This window comes from Bradyrhizobium sp. CCBAU 45389 (assembly GCF_028128625.1).
In the GTDB taxonomy this organism is placed as follows: Bacteria; Pseudomonadota; Alphaproteobacteria; order Rhizobiales; family Xanthobacteraceae; genus Bradyrhizobium; species Bradyrhizobium liaoningense_B.
Window position 1 is genome coordinate 552653 of the sequence record NZ_LBIY01000095.1, and the last position, 16262, is coordinate 568914.

Sequence of the window (16262 nt, forward strand, 5' to 3'; positions counted from 1 at the left end):
CCCCCTTAAGGGGCTAGGCGGATTTTCCTTGCCGGCATCCCTCGAAACGCCCGCTTTGGCGGGCTCCACGCCAGGAACCGGTCCGATCCGCAACCGTTGGTTACCCGATACAACTGGAGAAACGCGCCATGCGTATACTCCTCGTGAGCTTCCTCCTGGGAATGCTGGCGGCCGTTGGCTATTTCGCTTATTCCGCGATGGCGGTCGAAGGCGAGCCGATCCCGACGGAAGGCTATGTGGCCCTCGCCCTGGGAGCCGGATTTTCCGTCATCGTCGGCATCGGATTGATGGTCCTGCTGTTCTTCAGCAGCCGCCGCGGCTACGACGAGCCGCCGCATTTCAGGTAACGCCTCGGCCAACCATCGCCCCCGCCTTCGTCGCTCCGATTCGCCGATGCTTCAGCCAGCGCCCGTCGTTGACGGCCCCGGTCCGGGGGGGCACTTTGGCGCGGAGGTTCCAGCCGGGACCGCAAAAGCCAAAACCGAGCCGCCTTCCCACATGTCGAAGCCGCTGATCTCCGCACTGGCCCAGTTCGTGGCCGCCACAGCCGGCCGCAACATGACCAAGGCGGCCTATGCGGCCGTCGGCGTCGGCGTACTCAGCATGGTGTTGCTGACGGACAACCGGGCCAATGAGGCGAGCAGCTGGGTCACTGGCCTGCTCTGGGCCTGTCTCGTCTACTTCGTGTTCGAATGGCTGGTCCGGCTGCGCCACATGGCGCGAACGGGGCGCCTTGCGCTCTACATGTCCTCCTCCGCCGGCATCGTCGACGCGATCGGGGCGCTGGCCGTGCCCGTTGCGCTGGTTCTCGGCGTCGCGCCGAAGACGGCCTGGCTGCTCAGCGTGCTCTGGGTGCTGAAGGTGGTGCCGGGCATTCCAGGCCTGCGGCAGCTCCGTCGCGTGCTGGTGCTGGAATCGGGACCGCTGCTCAGCGTGCTCGTGATCTTCCTGATGGTGGTCTTCCTCGCCTCCGTCGCCGAATATTTCCTGGAGCGGGACGTGCAGCCGCAGACGTTTGGCAGCGTCCCGGCCGCACTGTGGTGGGCCGTCGTAACCCTCACCACGACGGGGTACGGCGACGTCGTCCCGGTCACACCGCTGGGGCGCATCGTGGCGGCGCTGGTAATGATCTCCGGCCTCGGCGTGTTCGGCCTCTGGACCGGTATTCTGGCGACCGGCTTTGCCGCGGAGACGCGGCGCGACAATTTCCTCAAGACCTGGGAATCGGTCAGCAAGGTGCCGTTCTTCGCAGCGCTCGGACCTGCCGCCATCGCCGACGTCACCCACATGCTCCGCACCATGGAGCTGCCGGCCCGCACCATGATCATCCGCAAGGGCGCGCAGGGCGACTGCATGTATTTCATCGCCGCCGGCGAGGTCGAGGTCGACCTGCCCGGCAAGAAGGTGCAGCTCGGCGAGGGCGCCTTCTTCGGCGAGATGGCGCTGCTCGGCAACAACATGCGCGGCGCCAACGTCTCGACCACGAAGGTGTCGCGGCTGCTGGTGCTCGACCTCGTCGACTTCCGCGTGCTGATGGCACGGCATCCCGATCTCGCCGAGACCATCGATGCCGAAGCAAAACGGCGCGCGCTCGAAAACAAATAAAAGGAGACAAGAATGTCGGATACAGCCGACGCGGCATCAGGCCCCGTGCTCGAGATCACAGCTGCACGCGCCACCATCCGCCTCAACCGGCCCAAACATCTCAACCGGCTTCAAGCGGAAGATCTCGGCGAGCTGGTCAAGCTATTTGATGCCATCGAGGCCAACCCTGCCATCCGCGTGCTCGTGCTGACCGGCACGGGCCGCGCCTTCTCAGCCGGCTACGATCTCAATTCGGTCGCCGAGCGCGCGGTGAGCGCGAACGAGCAGCAGAGCGCGGGCTCCGCCTTCGAGGTGGTCGTCAACCGGCTCGAGGATCTGGGCGTGCCGACGATCTGCCGGCTCAACGGCGGCGTCTATGGCGGCTCGACCGACCTCGCGCTCGCCTGCGATTTCCGCATCGGCGTCGATACCGCCGAGATGTTCATGCCGGCGGCGCGGCTCGGGCTGCATTATTACCCGAGCGGCATCAAACGCTACGTCACCCGCCTCGGCCTCGACAATGCAAAGAAGCTGTTTTTGACGGCGCAGAAGATCAGCGCCCCCGAGATGCTGCGCATCGGCTATCTCACCGCGATGGTACCGGAAGAGACGCTCGACGAGGAGGTCGACAGGCTCGCCAATATCCTCGCCGGCAACGCGCCGCAGGCGATGCGCGGCATGAAGCGCGCCATCAACGAATTCGCCCGCGGCGAGCTGGACGAAGCGGCGGCCGACCAGCGCCATCGCGACAGCATGCGCGGCGACGAGATCAAGGAGGGCATCAAGGCGTTCGCGGAGAAGCGGCCGCCAAAATTCTGATCACGCCCGCCTCGACCGCATCGCGCGCACCTGCGTGAGCTTGGGATCGCGGACGAGCGCCTGGTAGCGTTTGCTGTCGATGGCATAGATCGCGATCCGCCCCTCACCGTCGGCATGAACGCCCCAGCCGAAGCGCTTGCCCAGGCTCGACGCCCTCATGCACGCCTGCCCGCGGGAGAAGAACGCTTCACGGGCCGCATGCTTCTCCGCTGTCGTCGCCTTCACATCGAGGGCGCGTCCCGCGGCTGACGTCGCGAAGATCACGTCGTCGGACGTGTATGTGTAGGGTGCCTTGGCGATCATTCCATATTGCAGGCATGCCACCGTCGGCTTCCCCGCGCGCAGCGGCGGCTCCTCGCCAGTGCGCGCGGGACAGTCCTCAGCAACCCGGATAAAGGTGTTGAAGCAGTTGGTCGTGTGCGTCGTCTTCGTCATCTACAAGCCTGGTTCATTCACCCCCCAACAGCCGCAGCATGCTGCGCCGCCATCTCGTCATCCGCCGCATTGATCCGCTGGAACGCGGGACGCGAAGTCATGCGCTCGGCATAGCGAACGAATACATCTTTTTTCGGCACGATGCCGAACATCATGGTCCAGCTGAAGGCGACGCCCCACAACACGTCCGCAGCCGTCATGCGCTCGCCGAGCAGATACGGGCCCTTCGACAATTGCGTCTCCAGCGCACCGAGCATGGTGTCGTAATCGGCATAGGGCGATTGCGTGATCGGGGCCGGCTCGCGCTGCATGAACTTGTCGATCAAGGCCGGCTCGAACGAGGCGCCGTAATAGGCGATCCAGCGCAGGTACGGACCACGCAGCGGATCGTCCAGCCCGGGCGTCAGCCCCGCCTGCGGGAAGAGATCGGCGAGAAAGATGGTGATCGCGACCTGCTCGGTCACGAGCTCCCCGTGGTAGCGGACCGCCGGCACCTTGCCGAGCGGATTGACGGCGAGATAAGTGGGCTGGCGTTGCTCGCCGGCCTTCATGTTGAGGATTTGGAGATCGTAAGGCGCGCCCAGTTCCTCCAGCAGCACCCGCGTGCCGGTGGCGCGCGTCTGGGGCGAATAATACAGCGTGATGCGGTTCGAAGCGGTCATGGGGGGCTCCTCGGGTGCCGTCTGGCGAGGCGCATCTTGTAGCGGCCCATACCTGACATCCTGTGTCAGGTATGCTTTAAGGCATCATGCGCGCGAGCCGGATGCTGTCGATCCTCACCACCCTCCAGGCCAGGGGGCAGGTCACCGCGCCCGAGCTCGCGGAGACTTGCGAGGTGTCGGTGCGTACGATCTATCGCGACATCGACGCGCTCGCGGCCTCCGGCGTTCCTGTCTATGCCGACCGCGGTGCGGAGGGCGGCTATCGCCTGCTCGACGGCTATCGCGTCCGGCTCAACGGCCTGTCGCAGAACGAGGCGGAAGCGCTGTTCCTTTCCGGACTCCCCGGCCCGGCCGCGGCCCTCGGGCTCGATGCGGCCATGCTCGCCGCGCAGAACAAGCTGATGGCCGCGCTGCCCGCGAATCTGCGCGAGGACGCCGGGCGGATGCAGGAGCGCTTTCACCTGGACGCACCGGGCTGGTTCGGCGAGGCGGAAGAGCCGAAGCATCTGCGCATCATCGCCGGCGCGGTGCTGCGCGGGACGCTGATCAAGATCCGCTACCGGAGCTGGCGCGCGGAGAAGCAGCGCCGTGTCGCTCCGCTCGGCCTCGTGCTGAAGGGCGGCAGCTGGTACCTCGCGGGGCAAGTCGACGGCAGCGTACGCACCTATCGCGTGGCGCGCGTGCTCGACTGCACCGCGCTCGACGACCGCTTCGATCGTCCTGCCGATTTCGATCTCGCGGCCTACTGGCAGGCTGCGACACTTCGCCTCGAAGCGGAGATGCATCCCAATGTCGCGGTCGTCCGGCTGTCGCCATTCGGCGTCAAGCTGCTGGACGCGTTGAGCCAGCCTTACGTCAAGGCGCGCACCGAGATCGAAGAGACCACTGACGCAGACGGCTGGCGCATCGCGCGGGTGCCGACCGGCAAGACGTCATGGCACGCCGCGGCCGAATTGCTGCGGCTCGGCCCCGAGGCCGAAGTGCTGGAGCCGGCCGATCTGCGCGAGAAGATGGCCGAGATGACCCGCGCCATGGCCGCGCGTTATGGCGCGGCGCAGAAAGCCTGATCGCGGCGCACCCTCCCGCGGCCGACGAAACAATCCTGAAACACGATTCTCAGGTCAGGCCGTGAACGCATTCGCGATTCAGGCCGACCGAGATGCAGGGACACAACAACGGCCTCGCGCCATATTGGAGAATGAAGATGTTTCGTAAGCTTGCTCTTGGTCTGATCGCTGCCGGCTCGCTCGGCGTTGCCGCGCTCGCCCCCACCGCCGCCTCGGCCGGCGGTTTCCATCATCATCACTGGGGTCACGGCTGGGGCCCGGGCTATGGCTTCGGCGGCATCTACGTCAACACCGGCGTCAGCAACTGCTACCAGGAGCGCGTCGTCCAGACCCGTCACGGCCTGCGCGTCCGCGTCGTGAACGTCTGCGCTTACGGGATCTACTGATATCGCCGTCACGACAAAGCTCCGGTCGCATCGCGGCCGGAGTTTTGCGTTTGCTCAAGCCTTTGGTGAGCCGGCTTGCCGCTGCCGGCGAAACCAGGCCCAGGTCTCGCGCGTCGTCCTGATGTAGCCGCGGCCGCGATAGACGATCTCGCCGTCGACGATCCCGTTCAGCTTCGGCAGGGCGTGAAAGGGAATCGAGGGATAGGCGTGATGCTCGACATGGTAGGGCATGTTCCACGCGAACCATTTGACGATGGCACCGGTATAGGTGGTGCGGGTGTTCTGGAAGGCGCTGCGGGTGCGGTCGCAACCGGTGTGCTCGGCATAGAGATAGGGCCGCAGGAAGAACTGCCCGATCACGAGCGGCACGATCCAGACCCAGAGCAGCATCGCTGAGGAGAACCACAGCGAGAGCGCAAGGAGCAACGCATAGAGCGCGACATAGGCACGCGCCTCGGCCACGATGGTGCCGCGCCTGTTCTCGGGAATCCAGGGCACGACGACCTTGCCGGTAACGGCATGGCCGAGCATCAGCCGCAGGCGGCCGGCGACCTGGAGCAGGCCGCTATAGGCGATCGCAAGTTGCGTGTCGGACGTCGGCTTCACGCCGACGATCAGCTCGGGGTCCTTCTCCGGATCCTGGGTGTAGCGGTGATGGTCCCAGTGGAACAGGCAGTAATATTCGTACGGCAATCCGATGATGAAGGCCGAGAGATAGCCGACCGCGAGATTGAGGCTGCGGCTTTTGAACGCGGTCTTGTGCGCGGTCTCGTGCACCGCCATGAACAGGAAGGCGACGAGATAGCCCTGCACCGCCATCAGCGGCAGCGCCCAGAGCACGCCATAGCGCGAGGTCACCATCCAGATCAGCGCACCGACCAGCGCGATCACGCCGTAATGGCCGAGGCTCTGCGCCGCGCCCCTGAAGTTCGAGCGCGCGGACAATTCGCGCAGCATCGCCGGGCTCAGCGGCTTCAGGCGATGGCCGGACCCTGAAACGGTCGCGTCGGTCATGGGCGGATGCCTGCGTTATTTGGCGAGGAGCGCTGCGATCTCGGCCTTGATGAAGGCCTGGTCGCGCGGGTTGTTGACGGGATTGCCGGCGCGATGGCCGTGCAGCGACGGGATCGGATGCAACACGGCTGACTTTGCATTGACCAGCTCGCCGAGTTCGTCCTCGTTGTCGCGGACGTCGAAATAGCGATCGGTCGCGCCCGGCATCAGCAGCATGTGCGCACCTATGGCGGCGAGCGCGCGATCGAGATCGCCGCCGAATGAAGTGCAATTGCTGACGTCGCCGCGCTGCCAGATGCCAATCTGCGCCAGCAGATCGTTGGCATCACGCCGCGCGAAGGTCGCGTCCCATGCGCGGACGAGATAATCCTCCAGCGAGGTGAAGCCGGCCTCGCGCCAGAGCTCGTCGCGATAGAAGCCATGCGACATCGCCCAGCCGGCGTAGACGCGCCCCATGGCGCGATAGCCGGCGACGGGCCTTTCGACGAAGCGGCCGTCGCGGAAGGCGGGATCGCCTGTCAGCGCCGCCTTCACACTTTCCAGGAAGACATAGTTGTAGGGCGCGCAACGCGCGCTGCCGCAGACGACCGCGGCACGCTCGACCATATCAGGATGCAGCGCCGCCCAGTGATAGGCCTGCATGCCGCCCATCGACCAGCCATAGACCAGCGCGAGCTTTGTGATGCCGAGGCGCTCGACGAGAAGGCGGTGCTGAATGGCGATCGCGTCGTGATAGGTGACTTGCGGAAACGGCGCGGCAGAATTCGAGGGCGAGGACGACAGGCCGTTGCCGAAAAGGTTCGGGATGACGATGAAATAGCGCGTGGGATCGAGCACGCCGTCGGGCCCGATCAGCCACTCGGTGTCGACATGCTGCGCGCTGAACGAGGTCGGATAGAGGATGACGTTGTCCCTTGCCGGGCTCAGCGTGCCGTAGGTCTTGTAGGCGAGCTTCAGCTGGGGGAAGACGGCGCCGGACTGGAGCGCGACGTCGCCGGCCTCGAAGATCTCGTAGTCGCGCTCAGCCACCATGCATCCGCCCTCGCTCACGCGGCCGCCACAACGCGCCGCGGTAACGGCAATGCATCGATCATGCCGGCCCGCAGACGCACCATTGCGCCACCTTCAATAACTGTACTTTTAGTACATTTATTATGGAGCGGCAAGATAAATCCGATCGAAGCGTCTCAGGCGATGGCCGCGATATATCGCGCCACCGATGCCGCGAAGGCGGCCTTGGCATCGCCGGCGATGTTGCGTCCCCACCAGGCGCCGTAGATGCGATCGAACGCGAGGGGCTCGACTGCAGCAGCGATCCGCCGCACCGCGGCCGCGTTGAGCGGCATGTAGTTCGGATAGGAGTACATGAAGCTGACGAAGCGGCGGTCCATCGTCACCTGCGCGATGTCTCCGGTGAGCAGCGCGCCCCTGCCCTCCGCGCCACGTGCCCAGTGGAGCATGGTGGCGCCGGCGAAATGGCCGCCGGTGCGCAGCAGCAGCACATCGTCGGAGATAAGGTGCCGATCGCCGGTCCAGTGCACGATCGATGGATGGGAACGCGTCACCCATTGGCGATCGTCGGCATGCAGGTAGACCGGCACACCGCCGAACGCATCGCTCCAGTCGGAGAGCGCGCCATAATAATGCGGGTGCGAAATCGCGATCGCTTTCAACCCACCGAGCGAGCGCACATGCGCGATTGCATCCGGCGTCGCCAGCGGCACGCAGTCCCACATCACGCATCCCTCGCTGAGCGGCACCAGCAGCGCGCGCTGGCCGATGGCAAAGCTCGGCTCGAGCCCGAGACCGGCGAGGCCCAGATCGTCGCGCCAGACCACGCGGTGACGTTCTTCCAGCGCTTCGCGCGTCAGGAAAGTCTGTCCCTTCCAGTTCACGAATTGCCGTTCGTCCTCGCAGATCGGACAAGATGCGGGCGGACGTCCGCTGTCCGAAAATTGCGCGCCGCAGGTTTCGCAGGTCCAGAGGGGCATGGTCAGGATCCGAAAGAGGCCGGAACGGCGTGATGCGACATCGTCCCACCGACGCACGCGGCGAGGAACCAACGCTGTCAGCGCAGGTTACGTTCTGGTCCATGCCGGCGCAATTGGCCGGTCATCACGATCAGCTTTGCACGAGACCCAACTCGACCGGCAGGAACATTTCAGCGTCTCGATGACATCGCGCCCCTCACCATCCCGCATCTGGCCGCTGTTTGCAGTCAATTTCTTCATGGCCGACATGCAGTCCGGCATCGGCCCCTTCGTCGGCGTGTTCCTGCAGGAGCGCGGCTGGGCGAGCGGGCTGATCGGCACGGCCCTGACGATCGGCAACATCGCCGGCATGCTGATCACGACGCCGGTCGGTGGCTTCATCGATGCAAGCCGCAACAAGCGCATGTGGGTCGTCATCCCCGGCATCTGCGTGGTCGCGGCCTCCGCCATCATCCTCATCTCGCAAAATTTCTGGGCCGTCACTTTCTCCCAAATCGCCCAATCGCTCGCGAGCGCCGCCATCGTGCCGGCGGTCACCGGAATCACGCTCGGCATTGCCAGGCAGAAAGGCTTCAACGCGCTGAACGGCCGCAACCAGGCCTTCAACCACGCCGGCAACATGGTCGGCGCAGCATTGTCGGGCTATCTCGGCTACAAGTTCGGCTATGTCGCCGTGTTCGTGCTGGCGGCGGTGTTCGGCGCCATCGCGATCGCCTGCGTGATGATGATCCCGGCGAAATCGATCGATGATCGCGCCGCACGCGGCAGCAGGGAGGACGACAGCAAGGCGCCGCCGGACGGCATGTCCGTCCTCCTCAAGCACAAGCCGCTTCTGGTGCTGGCATTGGCGCTGGCGCTGTTCCATCTCGGCAATGCCGCGATCGTGCCGCTCTACGGGCTCGCGGCCGTGGCCGAGGAACAGGCCAACGGACCGAGCTTCGTCGCGACCACTGTCGTGATCGCGCAAGGCGTGATGATCGTGACCTCGCTGATCGCGATGCAGGTCGCCGGCAAGCGCAACTACTGGCCGGTGATCCTGGTCTCCTTCATGTTCTTGCCCGTCCGCGGCGTGCTCGCCTTCTTCGTCACGGGATGGTGGGGCGTCGTGCCGATGCAGGTGCTCGACGGCATCGGCACCGGACTGCAAACGGTCGCCGTCCCCGGCATGATCGCGCGTTCGCTCAACGGCACCGGCCGCATCAATCTCGGCCAGGGCGCCGTGATCACGGTGCAGGGTGTCGGTGCCAGCCTCAGTCCCGCGCTCGGCGGCTGGATCGCACAATGGATCGGCTACGGCCCGACCTTCCTGCTGCTCGGCGGCTTTGGCCTTGCGTCGATCGCGCTGTGGCTGGCCTTCGGGACGACCGTGAAGAAGTATTGAGACCAATCGTCGCGGGAAATCCTGGCACAATTTGCGCGTCAAGCCGGGCGACCAGCAGACTGCGGCACCTGGTCACGGTCTCAACGCGCCGTTGCGAGTGGCTTATCACGCAATCCAGCGCTTTTCTCGTTGCGGCGCCCTGGCCCGGCGGCGAGGATACTGGCTGCAGAAAATCGCTCAGCGAACGATTCCCACTCGACCGATGATCCAGCCGCAACTCTCATTCGATGGCGACCCCAACGGTCCGGCCTATGAAAGATGGCGCGAGCAGTTTTGCCGTCAGGTGGCGAACGTCGATTTCGTGCCGGTCGGCGAAGGGCGAGTTCACCGGACCATTGCGCCGGCGATTCTACCCCGCATCAGGCTCTCGGCCTCGTTCGGCACGCCGATGTCTTTCGTGTCATTGGGGACGAACGACGAATTGATCATTACGATGTCGCCCAATTCGGCTTTAAGCGGGGCCATGGGCAAGCGCCCGCTGGAGATCGCGGCCGGCGACATCACGATCGGCGACCCCTCGATCAAGGGCGCCTGCATCACGCAGATCAAGCACGGCAATTTCCAGACCGCGCTGCTGCCACGCAAGGCCCTGCTGCGCGCCTGCCCGAATGCCGAGGACCTGATTGCGCGGTCGATCTCCGGCGCCAATCCGATCACGTCGATGTTCCTGCGGTATTACGACCTCGCGCATGCGCATGCCGACAAGCTCGCGCCCGCGGAGCTCGATGCGGTCTCGCAGCACCTGTTCGACCTCTCCGTGCTGATGATCGGAGCACGCGGCGATGTCGCCGAGGAGGCGCGGCTACGCGGCCTTGCGGCAGCGCGTTTCGAAGCCATCAAGGCCGACATTCTGGCGCAGCTGGACAAAGCCGCACTGTCGCTGTCCGACCTTGCGACCGCGCACCGCATCAGCCCGCGCACGATCCAATTGCTGTTCGAGAAGGCCGGCATCACCTATAGCGGCTTCGTGCTCGAGCAGCGCCTGCTGCGCGCCGAGCGGCTGCTTCGGAACCCGGGCCTGCGCTCGCGCAAGATCATCGAGATCGCGCATCTCGCGGGATTTCACGACATCTCCTACTTCCATCGCGCGTTTCGCCGCCGTTTCGGAGCGACGCCCGACGACGTCAGGAAGCTGGCTGGCGAGGCCGATTAAAGCATGATCCGGAAAAGTGCGAAGCGGTTTTCCGGAAAGATCATGCGTAAACAACAACCTGAAGCGCGATGACGATTCATCCAAATCTCATCGCGTTTTAGGCGGGCCCCGCCGCGATGGCGCCGGAACGGCGCCTGCTATGTCCCAAAGCTCTTCTGCACCGCCTTGTCGAGCGTCTCGCCGCCGACGAAGCGCTGGCGCAGTTCGCGCTTGAGCAGCTTGCCGCTCGGATTCTTCGGCAGGGCATCCACGAAGATCACGCGCTTGGGCACCTTGAAATGCGCCATATGGCCGGCGCAGTGCTTGATGACGGTGTCTTCGTCGAGCTTTTCCCCGCTCTTGACCACGACGATGGCGGTGACCGCCTCGATCCAGCGCGGATCGGGCAGGCCGACCACCGCGACCTCGGAGACTCCTGGAATGCGATAGACCATCTCCTCGACCTCGCGGCTGGCGACATTCTCGCCGCCGGTCTTGATCATGTCCTTGACGCGATCGACCACAGTGATGTGGCCCTCTTCATCCACGGTGGCGAGATCGCCGGAATGAAACCAGCCACCGGTGAAGGCCGCCGCGGTCTTCACCGGATCGTTGTAATAGCCGGAGAGCAGATGCGGCGATCGGTGCACGATCTCGCCGACTTCGCCGACCTTGACGTCCTCCATCGCCGTGTTGACGACGCGCGTCTCGACATTGAGCACCGGCTTGCCGGCCGAGCCGGCCTTGCGCAGCTGATCCTCGGGACGCAACACGGTCGCCAGCGGCGCGATCTCGGTCTGGCCGTAGAAATTCCAGAATTTTACGGCGGGCAAGCGGCGCTGAAGTTCGAGCAAGACTTCCACCGGCATGATCGAGGCGCCGTAATAGCCCTTCTGCAGCGTCGACAGGTCGGTCTTGTCGAAGTTCGGCGAGCGCAGCATCGCGATCCAGATCGTCGGCGGCGCGAAGAAGGACGTGATCCTGTGCGCCTGGATCAGCGCCAGGATGTTGTCGGCCGTCGGCTTGCCCGTGATCACTCCGGAGGCGCCGAGATAGATTTGCGGCCCCAGGAACACATCTAACTGCGCGCAGTGATAGAGCGGCAGCGCATGCAGGAACTTGTCCTCCGCGCTCATGCCGCCGTCGATGACGCAGCTGACATACTGCCACATGACGGCTTCATGGGTCAGCATCGCGCCCTTGGGCAGGGACTCCGTGCCGCTGGTGTAGACGATCTGCGCGAGATCGCGGCTGTCGACCGACGCATCCAGGAACGAGCCGTCAGCATCAAGAAGATCGTCGAAGGTGGTGAGGCCGGCCGGAGCAGCCGCGGGATCCTCGCCCGGCAGCCAGATCATCTTCTCGACGGCGCAGTCCTTCGCGCTCGCGGCCTTCGCGGGCTCGACAAAATCGGGACCGGTCGCGAGCAGCTTGGCGCCGGAGCTCTTCAGGATGAAATTGATCTCCTCCGGATTGAGCATGAAGTTGATCGGCACCAGCACCGCGCCGATCCGCGCCAGTGCGAAGCGCAGCGCCGCGAAGGCGTGCGAGTTGCGCGAGAGCACGGCGAGGCGGTCGCCCTTCTTCACGCCGAGGCCGAGCAGGCCGCGGCCGAGCCGGTTGCAGATCGCGTCCATCTCGGCAAAGCTCCAGCTGACATTGCCGCAGCTCACCGCGAGCTTGGCCGGCTCGCGGCCTGCCGAGCGGCGCAAGAGATCGCCGATGGAATGCTCGCGCGCTTTCGAGATGGTGGCTGCGGTGTCGCCGGTCATGTGTTCCTCCGTGTGATGTCTTTGTTTGTTAGGTTTATTGCTTGAAATCTTGCGTCATCTGCGCCGGGCCGCCTGCGCGTGTTCCATGTACATGTGCTCGACCGACCGATCGAGCGAGGCGATCTTCTCGAAACCGCGCCGCCAGTCCTGCAAGTGCCGGCGGGTCCACAGCACCCCAGCTTCGCGGTCACGGCGGCGGATCGCGTCGATGAGATGGCGATGCGCCGCGACCAGGCGCGGGCCGCCTTCGGCGACGCCGGTCACGATCATCTCGGTGGTCGGATAGAACAGTTGCGCCGCCGGCTCGCGCGCCAGCTGGAGCACGCGGTTCTGCGAGGCTTTTGCGACCAGCACATGGAATTCGGCATCGCATTCGGCAAGCATCGCGGGATTACCAACGACGGCCTCGCTGCGCGCGAGATTGTCGGCGAGCTCGGCGACGTTCTCCTCGCTCGCCCGCTCCACCGCGCCCTCGATGCTGGCGACCTCCAGCGTCATCGAGGCCTCGTAGAGTTCGCGGAAGGTGACCTCGTGCAGCACCAGCGCGCGGCTGAGGCGGCTTGCGAGCTTGCTGTAGCGCGGCAGGCAGGCGTGCAGGCGGCGCGATGAATCGCGGCGGATCAGCCCGCCCTCCTCCAGCACGCGGATGCCTTCGCGAATGGTCGAACGATTGACGCCGAACTGGCGGACCAGGTCGTGCTCGGTGCCGATGGGATCGCCCGGCTTGATGCGACCATTGACGATCTCGCGCTCGATGGCGTCGGCGACCTTCTGATAGGCGGGCGCGACATCGATCGGACGGAACAGCGGCGCGACGGGCACGATAGCTCCTAATGGTGTTTGTCGGACAAACGATATGATCAATCCCATACCGCGTCAAACTGCGTCATTTGCGCCGCATATCCAGCAAATTGACTCCTGCGGAGCCCCACTCTAACTTTGTCGGACAAAGGGACAGAATAGTCCCGCATAAGAGGAAACGTATCCATGAGACCTATAGCAGCCCTCGTGTCTGCGGCCGGCCTGCTGTCGGCTGCCCTGATCATCCCCGCCTCGGCCCAGCAGACCCCGCTCAAGATCGGCGTGCTCTCCGACTTCTCCTCGGTCTATTCCGATATCGGCGGCATGGGGAATGTCGAGGCCACCAAGATGGCGATCGAGGATTTCGGCGGGCAGATGTTCGGCAAGCCGATCGACATGGTCTCGGCCGACGTGCTCAACAAGCCCGACGTCGCCTCGACCATTGCGCGCAAATGGTGGGAGACCGAGGGCGTCGACATGATCATCGACCTGCCGACCTCGGCCACCGCGCTCGCGGTGATGGAGCTGTCGAAGCAGTACGAAAAGATCATGATCGTGACGGACGCGGCGAGCTCCGACATCACCGGCAAATCGTGCTCGCCCTATACGGCGCACTGGACCTACGACACCTATGCCAACGCCCACACCGTCGGCAGCGCCATCGTCAAGAACGGCGGCGACACCTGGTTCTTTCTCACCGCCGATTACGTGTTCGGCCATTCGGTCGAGCGCGACACCGGCGACGTCGTGAAGGCCGCCGGCGGCAAGGTGGTCGGCAGCGTCAAGCATCCGCTCAACACGGCGGACTTCTCCTCCTTCCTGCTGCAGGCCCAGGCCTCCAAGGCCAAGATCATCGGGCTCGCCAATGGCGGCGGCGACACCATCAACGCCATCAAGCAGGCCGGCGAGTTCGGCATCGTCGCCGGCGGCCAGAACCTGGCCGCGATCGTGATGTTCATCTCCGACGTGCACAGCCTGGGGCTGAAGCTCGCACAGGGGCTGATCATCACCGAGGCCTATTACTGGGATCTCAACGACAAGACCCGCGCCTTCGGCAAGCGCTTCATCGAGCGCGTCAAGCGCATGCCGACGATGAACCAGGCCGCGACCTACAGCGCCACGCTGCATTACCTCAAGGCGGTGCAGGCCGCCGGCACCAGGGACACCAAGACGGTGATGGCCAAGATGCGCGAGCTGCCGGTCAAGGATGCCTTCACCGACAACGGCACGCTCCGTGAGGACGGCCGCATGGTGCACAGCATGTATCTGTTCCAGGTGAAGAAGCCCGAGGAATCGAAGGGGCCGTGGGATTACTACAAGCTGCTCGCCGAGGTCCCTGCCGACCAGGCGTTCCGGCCGCTGAAGGATGGCGGCTGCCCGCTGGTGAAGTGAGCCAGGCAGGCACGCGGGCAATCAATCGCGTGCCTGGTCTCCCGGAGCCGATCTCAGAGCTTGTGCCCCTTCTGGCGCAGCGCCTCGATGAGGCGCTGCTTCAATTCGTCGGCAGCTTTCTGGCCGACGTCCTGACTGATCTGCGCGCTCGCCTGCGCCAGCGCATCCGACTTCTCCAGGAACTTTCGGCCCGCGGGCCCGGCGTAGAAGGTGTCGATCTGGTGCAGCTCGTCCACCGTGAAAGTTTGGGCATAGAGCGCCGCGATCTGGTCGGTCAGGGACGCAACGAGCGGGGCATAGATCTCGGCGCCGGGCGCCGTCACCGCATCGTAGTCGCGCTCGATCTCCGGCCTGTCCTGCGAGACCACGGGCCGCAGCTTGAGCAGGAGCTGCGGCAGCAATGCGCGGTACTGATCGGCGATCTTCAAGGTGCCGACGAGCTTGCGCGCCGCGCTCATCGCCTCCGGCGACGGCGCCTGCGCCGCTGCGCCGCAGACGAGAAACAGGAGAGTGCCGGCGATCGTCAACAAACGTCTGGACATTGAGCTCTCCGTTGGACCTCTCCGTGAACGACAGGCGGCGCGATGCTTCAGCGGCTCGCAGGGGCAGCGCTCTCGGTCGCCATCTCGGGCTGCTCGACCTCCGTCACCTTCACGAACAGGTTCGGCACGCGATCGGCCCGATCGAGCAGCCAGGCGGCGCCGACCATGATGACGATGCCGGCGATGGAGACGGCGAGCTGCTCCCAGATTCCCTTGGTATACTGCGTCAGGATCCAGTGCGCCGAGAACGACAGGAATACGCCGAGGCAGAAGATCGGCAGCGAATGCTGGCCGCAGAGGATCACGGGCCGCAGCCAGATCGCATGCAGCGCCCGCCATTTGCGCGAGATGAAATAGGTCACCCAGATCGCCAGCGCCAGGAAATGCGTGAAGCGCAGCATGTCGAGGTCGGTCTTGTCGATCGGGTAGATCAGCTTGATCATCCATTTCGGGATCAGGGCCTCGAGCGCGTGGATGTGCCAGGTCATCACGATCAGCAAAGCAAAGATGATCCACGCTGCAGCGAGCCACATCGCCGGCTTCGACCAGACCCATTTGGCGACCTTGTCGACCTGGCCGATGCCGCACCAGGCCGCGAACACGAACATCAGCTGCCAGCAGAACGGGTTGAAGTACCATTTCGTGCCGGGCGGATAGGAGGCGATGTTCCAGTCGAACCAGCGCGAGAGCACGTAGAGCACGACGGAGCCGGCCAGCGTCAGATTCGGCCGGCGCACCAGGCACCACACCACGAACGGCGAAGCAACCACCAAGGCGATGTAGAGCGGCAGGACGTCGAGATTGACCGGCTTGTATTTGAGCAGGATCGCCTGCCCGATCAGCTCGTCCGGATGCGCCAGGAAATTGAAGACGTTGAACTCGTGCGCGTACATCGGATTGTCGAAGCGTCGCACGGTTCGCGCGATCTGCGCCGTGAACAGCAGGAACAGCATGATGTGGGCGACATACAGTTCGGCCGCCCGCCGCCACAGCCGCTTCAGCGCGGCGAGAAACCACCCCCCCGCGACGATCGGTCCGTAGATCCAGCCGACCAGATAGCCGGAGATGAAGACGAAGAACTCGGCGGCGTCGCTGAAGCCGTAATTGCGCAGCGTCAGCCACGCCACGACGTCGTGCGGGATGTGGTCGAGGAAGATCATCCACAGGCCGAGGCCGCGGAAGAGATCGAGCCGCAGGTCGCGCTCGATCGGCGCAAGGAGTGCTGACTGGTCCCGTATGTTCATGGCCCCGCCTCTTCGGGTGGGCGTCGCGCCACGGCGGCGC

The 16262-nt window shown here is 64.8% G+C and carries 17 protein-coding genes; 8 read left to right on the top strand and 9 right to left on the bottom strand.

Translation table 11 applies throughout. The features are described 5' to 3' along the window. Positions 1-128: 128 nt before the first annotated feature. The 3 genes from XH79_RS29690 to XH79_RS29700 all read left to right on the top strand — a co-directional run bounded on the left by XH79_RS29690 (position 129) and on the right by XH79_RS29700 (position 2403). Complete coding sequence (locus tag XH79_RS29690) at positions 129-347, top strand: hypothetical protein (RefSeq protein WP_212342227.1); 219 nt, start codon at positions 129-131, stop codon at positions 345-347. A 151-nt stretch (positions 348-498) separates the two neighbouring features. Continuing rightward, positions 499-1605: a cyclic nucleotide-gated ion channel gene (locus tag XH79_RS29695; RefSeq protein ID WP_271583903.1), complete on the top strand. Its 1107-nt coding sequence runs from the start codon at positions 499-501 to the stop codon at positions 1603-1605. A gap of 12 nt (positions 1606-1617) precedes the next feature. Beyond that, complete coding sequence (locus XH79_RS29700) at positions 1618-2403, top strand: enoyl-CoA hydratase/isomerase family protein (RefSeq protein WP_212342230.1); 786 nt, start codon at positions 1618-1620, stop codon at positions 2401-2403. On the opposite strand, the gene XH79_RS29705 is transcribed toward XH79_RS29700, so the two are convergent. Together XH79_RS29705 and XH79_RS29710 are read right to left on the bottom strand one after the other, a co-directional pair. Next, positions 2404-2838: a DUF6157 family protein gene (locus tag XH79_RS29705; protein WP_271583904.1), complete on the bottom strand. Its 435-nt coding sequence runs from the start codon at positions 2836-2838 to the stop codon at positions 2404-2406. A 17-nt stretch (positions 2839-2855) separates the two neighbouring features. Beyond that, the gene (locus XH79_RS29710; RefSeq protein ID WP_271583905.1) at positions 2856-3500 is read right to left on the bottom strand and encodes a glutathione S-transferase family protein; all 645 of its coding nucleotides are present in this window, start codon (positions 3498-3500) and stop codon (positions 2856-2858) included. A gap of 86 nt (positions 3501-3586) precedes the next feature. Between XH79_RS29710 and XH79_RS29715 the strand changes: the two genes are divergently transcribed. Both XH79_RS29715 and XH79_RS29720 read left to right on the top strand, forming a co-directional pair. Beyond that, on the top strand, positions 3587-4567 hold the full coding sequence (locus tag XH79_RS29715) for a helix-turn-helix transcriptional regulator (protein WP_212342233.1): 981 nt from the start codon (positions 3587-3589) through the stop codon (positions 4565-4567). A 137-nt stretch (positions 4568-4704) separates the two neighbouring features. Further along, a complete protein-coding gene (locus tag XH79_RS29720) occupies positions 4705-4953 on the top strand; it encodes a hypothetical protein (RefSeq protein ID WP_212342234.1) in 249 nt (82 codons plus the stop codon). A 54-nt stretch (positions 4954-5007) separates the two neighbouring features. On the opposite strand, the gene XH79_RS29725 is transcribed toward XH79_RS29720, so the two are convergent. From XH79_RS29725 to XH79_RS29735, 3 genes are all read right to left on the bottom strand, one after another. After that, on the bottom strand, positions 5008-5967 hold the full coding sequence (locus XH79_RS29725) for a fatty acid desaturase (protein WP_271583906.1): 960 nt from the start codon (positions 5965-5967) through the stop codon (positions 5008-5010). Between the two features lie 15 nt (positions 5968-5982). Beyond that, entirely contained in the window at positions 5983-6999 is a 1017-nt protein-coding gene (locus tag XH79_RS29730; protein ID WP_271583907.1) for an alpha/beta fold hydrolase, read from the bottom strand. 155 nt (positions 7000-7154) lie between these two features. Beyond that, the gene (locus XH79_RS29735) at positions 7155-7958 is read right to left on the bottom strand and encodes an MBL fold metallo-hydrolase (RefSeq protein ID WP_271583908.1); all 804 of its coding nucleotides are present in this window, start codon (positions 7956-7958) and stop codon (positions 7155-7157) included. 181 nt (positions 7959-8139) lie between these two features. Between XH79_RS29735 and XH79_RS29740 the strand changes: the two genes are divergently transcribed. Together XH79_RS29740 and XH79_RS29745 are read left to right on the top strand one after the other, a co-directional pair. Then, complete coding sequence (locus XH79_RS29740; RefSeq protein ID WP_271583909.1) at positions 8140-9339, top strand: MFS transporter; 1200 nt, start codon at positions 8140-8142, stop codon at positions 9337-9339. 202 nt (positions 9340-9541) lie between these two features. Continuing rightward, a complete protein-coding gene (locus XH79_RS29745; protein WP_212342243.1) occupies positions 9542-10492 on the top strand; it encodes an AraC family transcriptional regulator in 951 nt (316 codons plus the stop codon). A gap of 137 nt (positions 10493-10629) precedes the next feature. Here XH79_RS29745 and XH79_RS29750 read toward each other — a convergent pair whose 3' ends face one another. After that, positions 10630-12243 (bottom strand): acyl-CoA synthetase, encoded by a 1614-nt coding sequence (locus XH79_RS29750; protein WP_271583910.1) that lies wholly within the window; start codon positions 12241-12243, stop codon positions 10630-10632. A 54-nt stretch (positions 12244-12297) separates the two neighbouring features. Then, a complete protein-coding gene (locus XH79_RS29755; RefSeq protein WP_211412408.1) occupies positions 12298-13065 on the bottom strand; it encodes a FadR/GntR family transcriptional regulator in 768 nt (255 codons plus the stop codon). Positions 13066-13230: 165 nt separating this feature from the next. Between XH79_RS29755 and XH79_RS29760 the strand changes: the two genes are divergently transcribed. Then, positions 13231-14436, top strand: coding sequence for an ABC transporter substrate-binding protein (locus XH79_RS29760; RefSeq protein ID WP_271583911.1), 1206 nt, complete (start codon positions 13231-13233; stop codon positions 14434-14436). 53 nt (positions 14437-14489) lie between these two features. On the opposite strand, the gene XH79_RS29765 is transcribed toward XH79_RS29760, so the two are convergent. Together XH79_RS29765 and XH79_RS29770 are read right to left on the bottom strand one after the other, a co-directional pair. Beyond that, positions 14490-14978 (bottom strand): DUF2059 domain-containing protein, encoded by a 489-nt coding sequence (locus tag XH79_RS29765; RefSeq protein ID WP_271583912.1) that lies wholly within the window; start codon positions 14976-14978, stop codon positions 14490-14492. 47 nt (positions 14979-15025) lie between these two features. Further along, complete coding sequence (locus XH79_RS29770) at positions 15026-16222, bottom strand: OpgC domain-containing protein (RefSeq protein WP_271583913.1); 1197 nt, start codon at positions 16220-16222, stop codon at positions 15026-15028. Between the last annotated feature and the right edge of the window lie 40 nt (positions 16223-16262).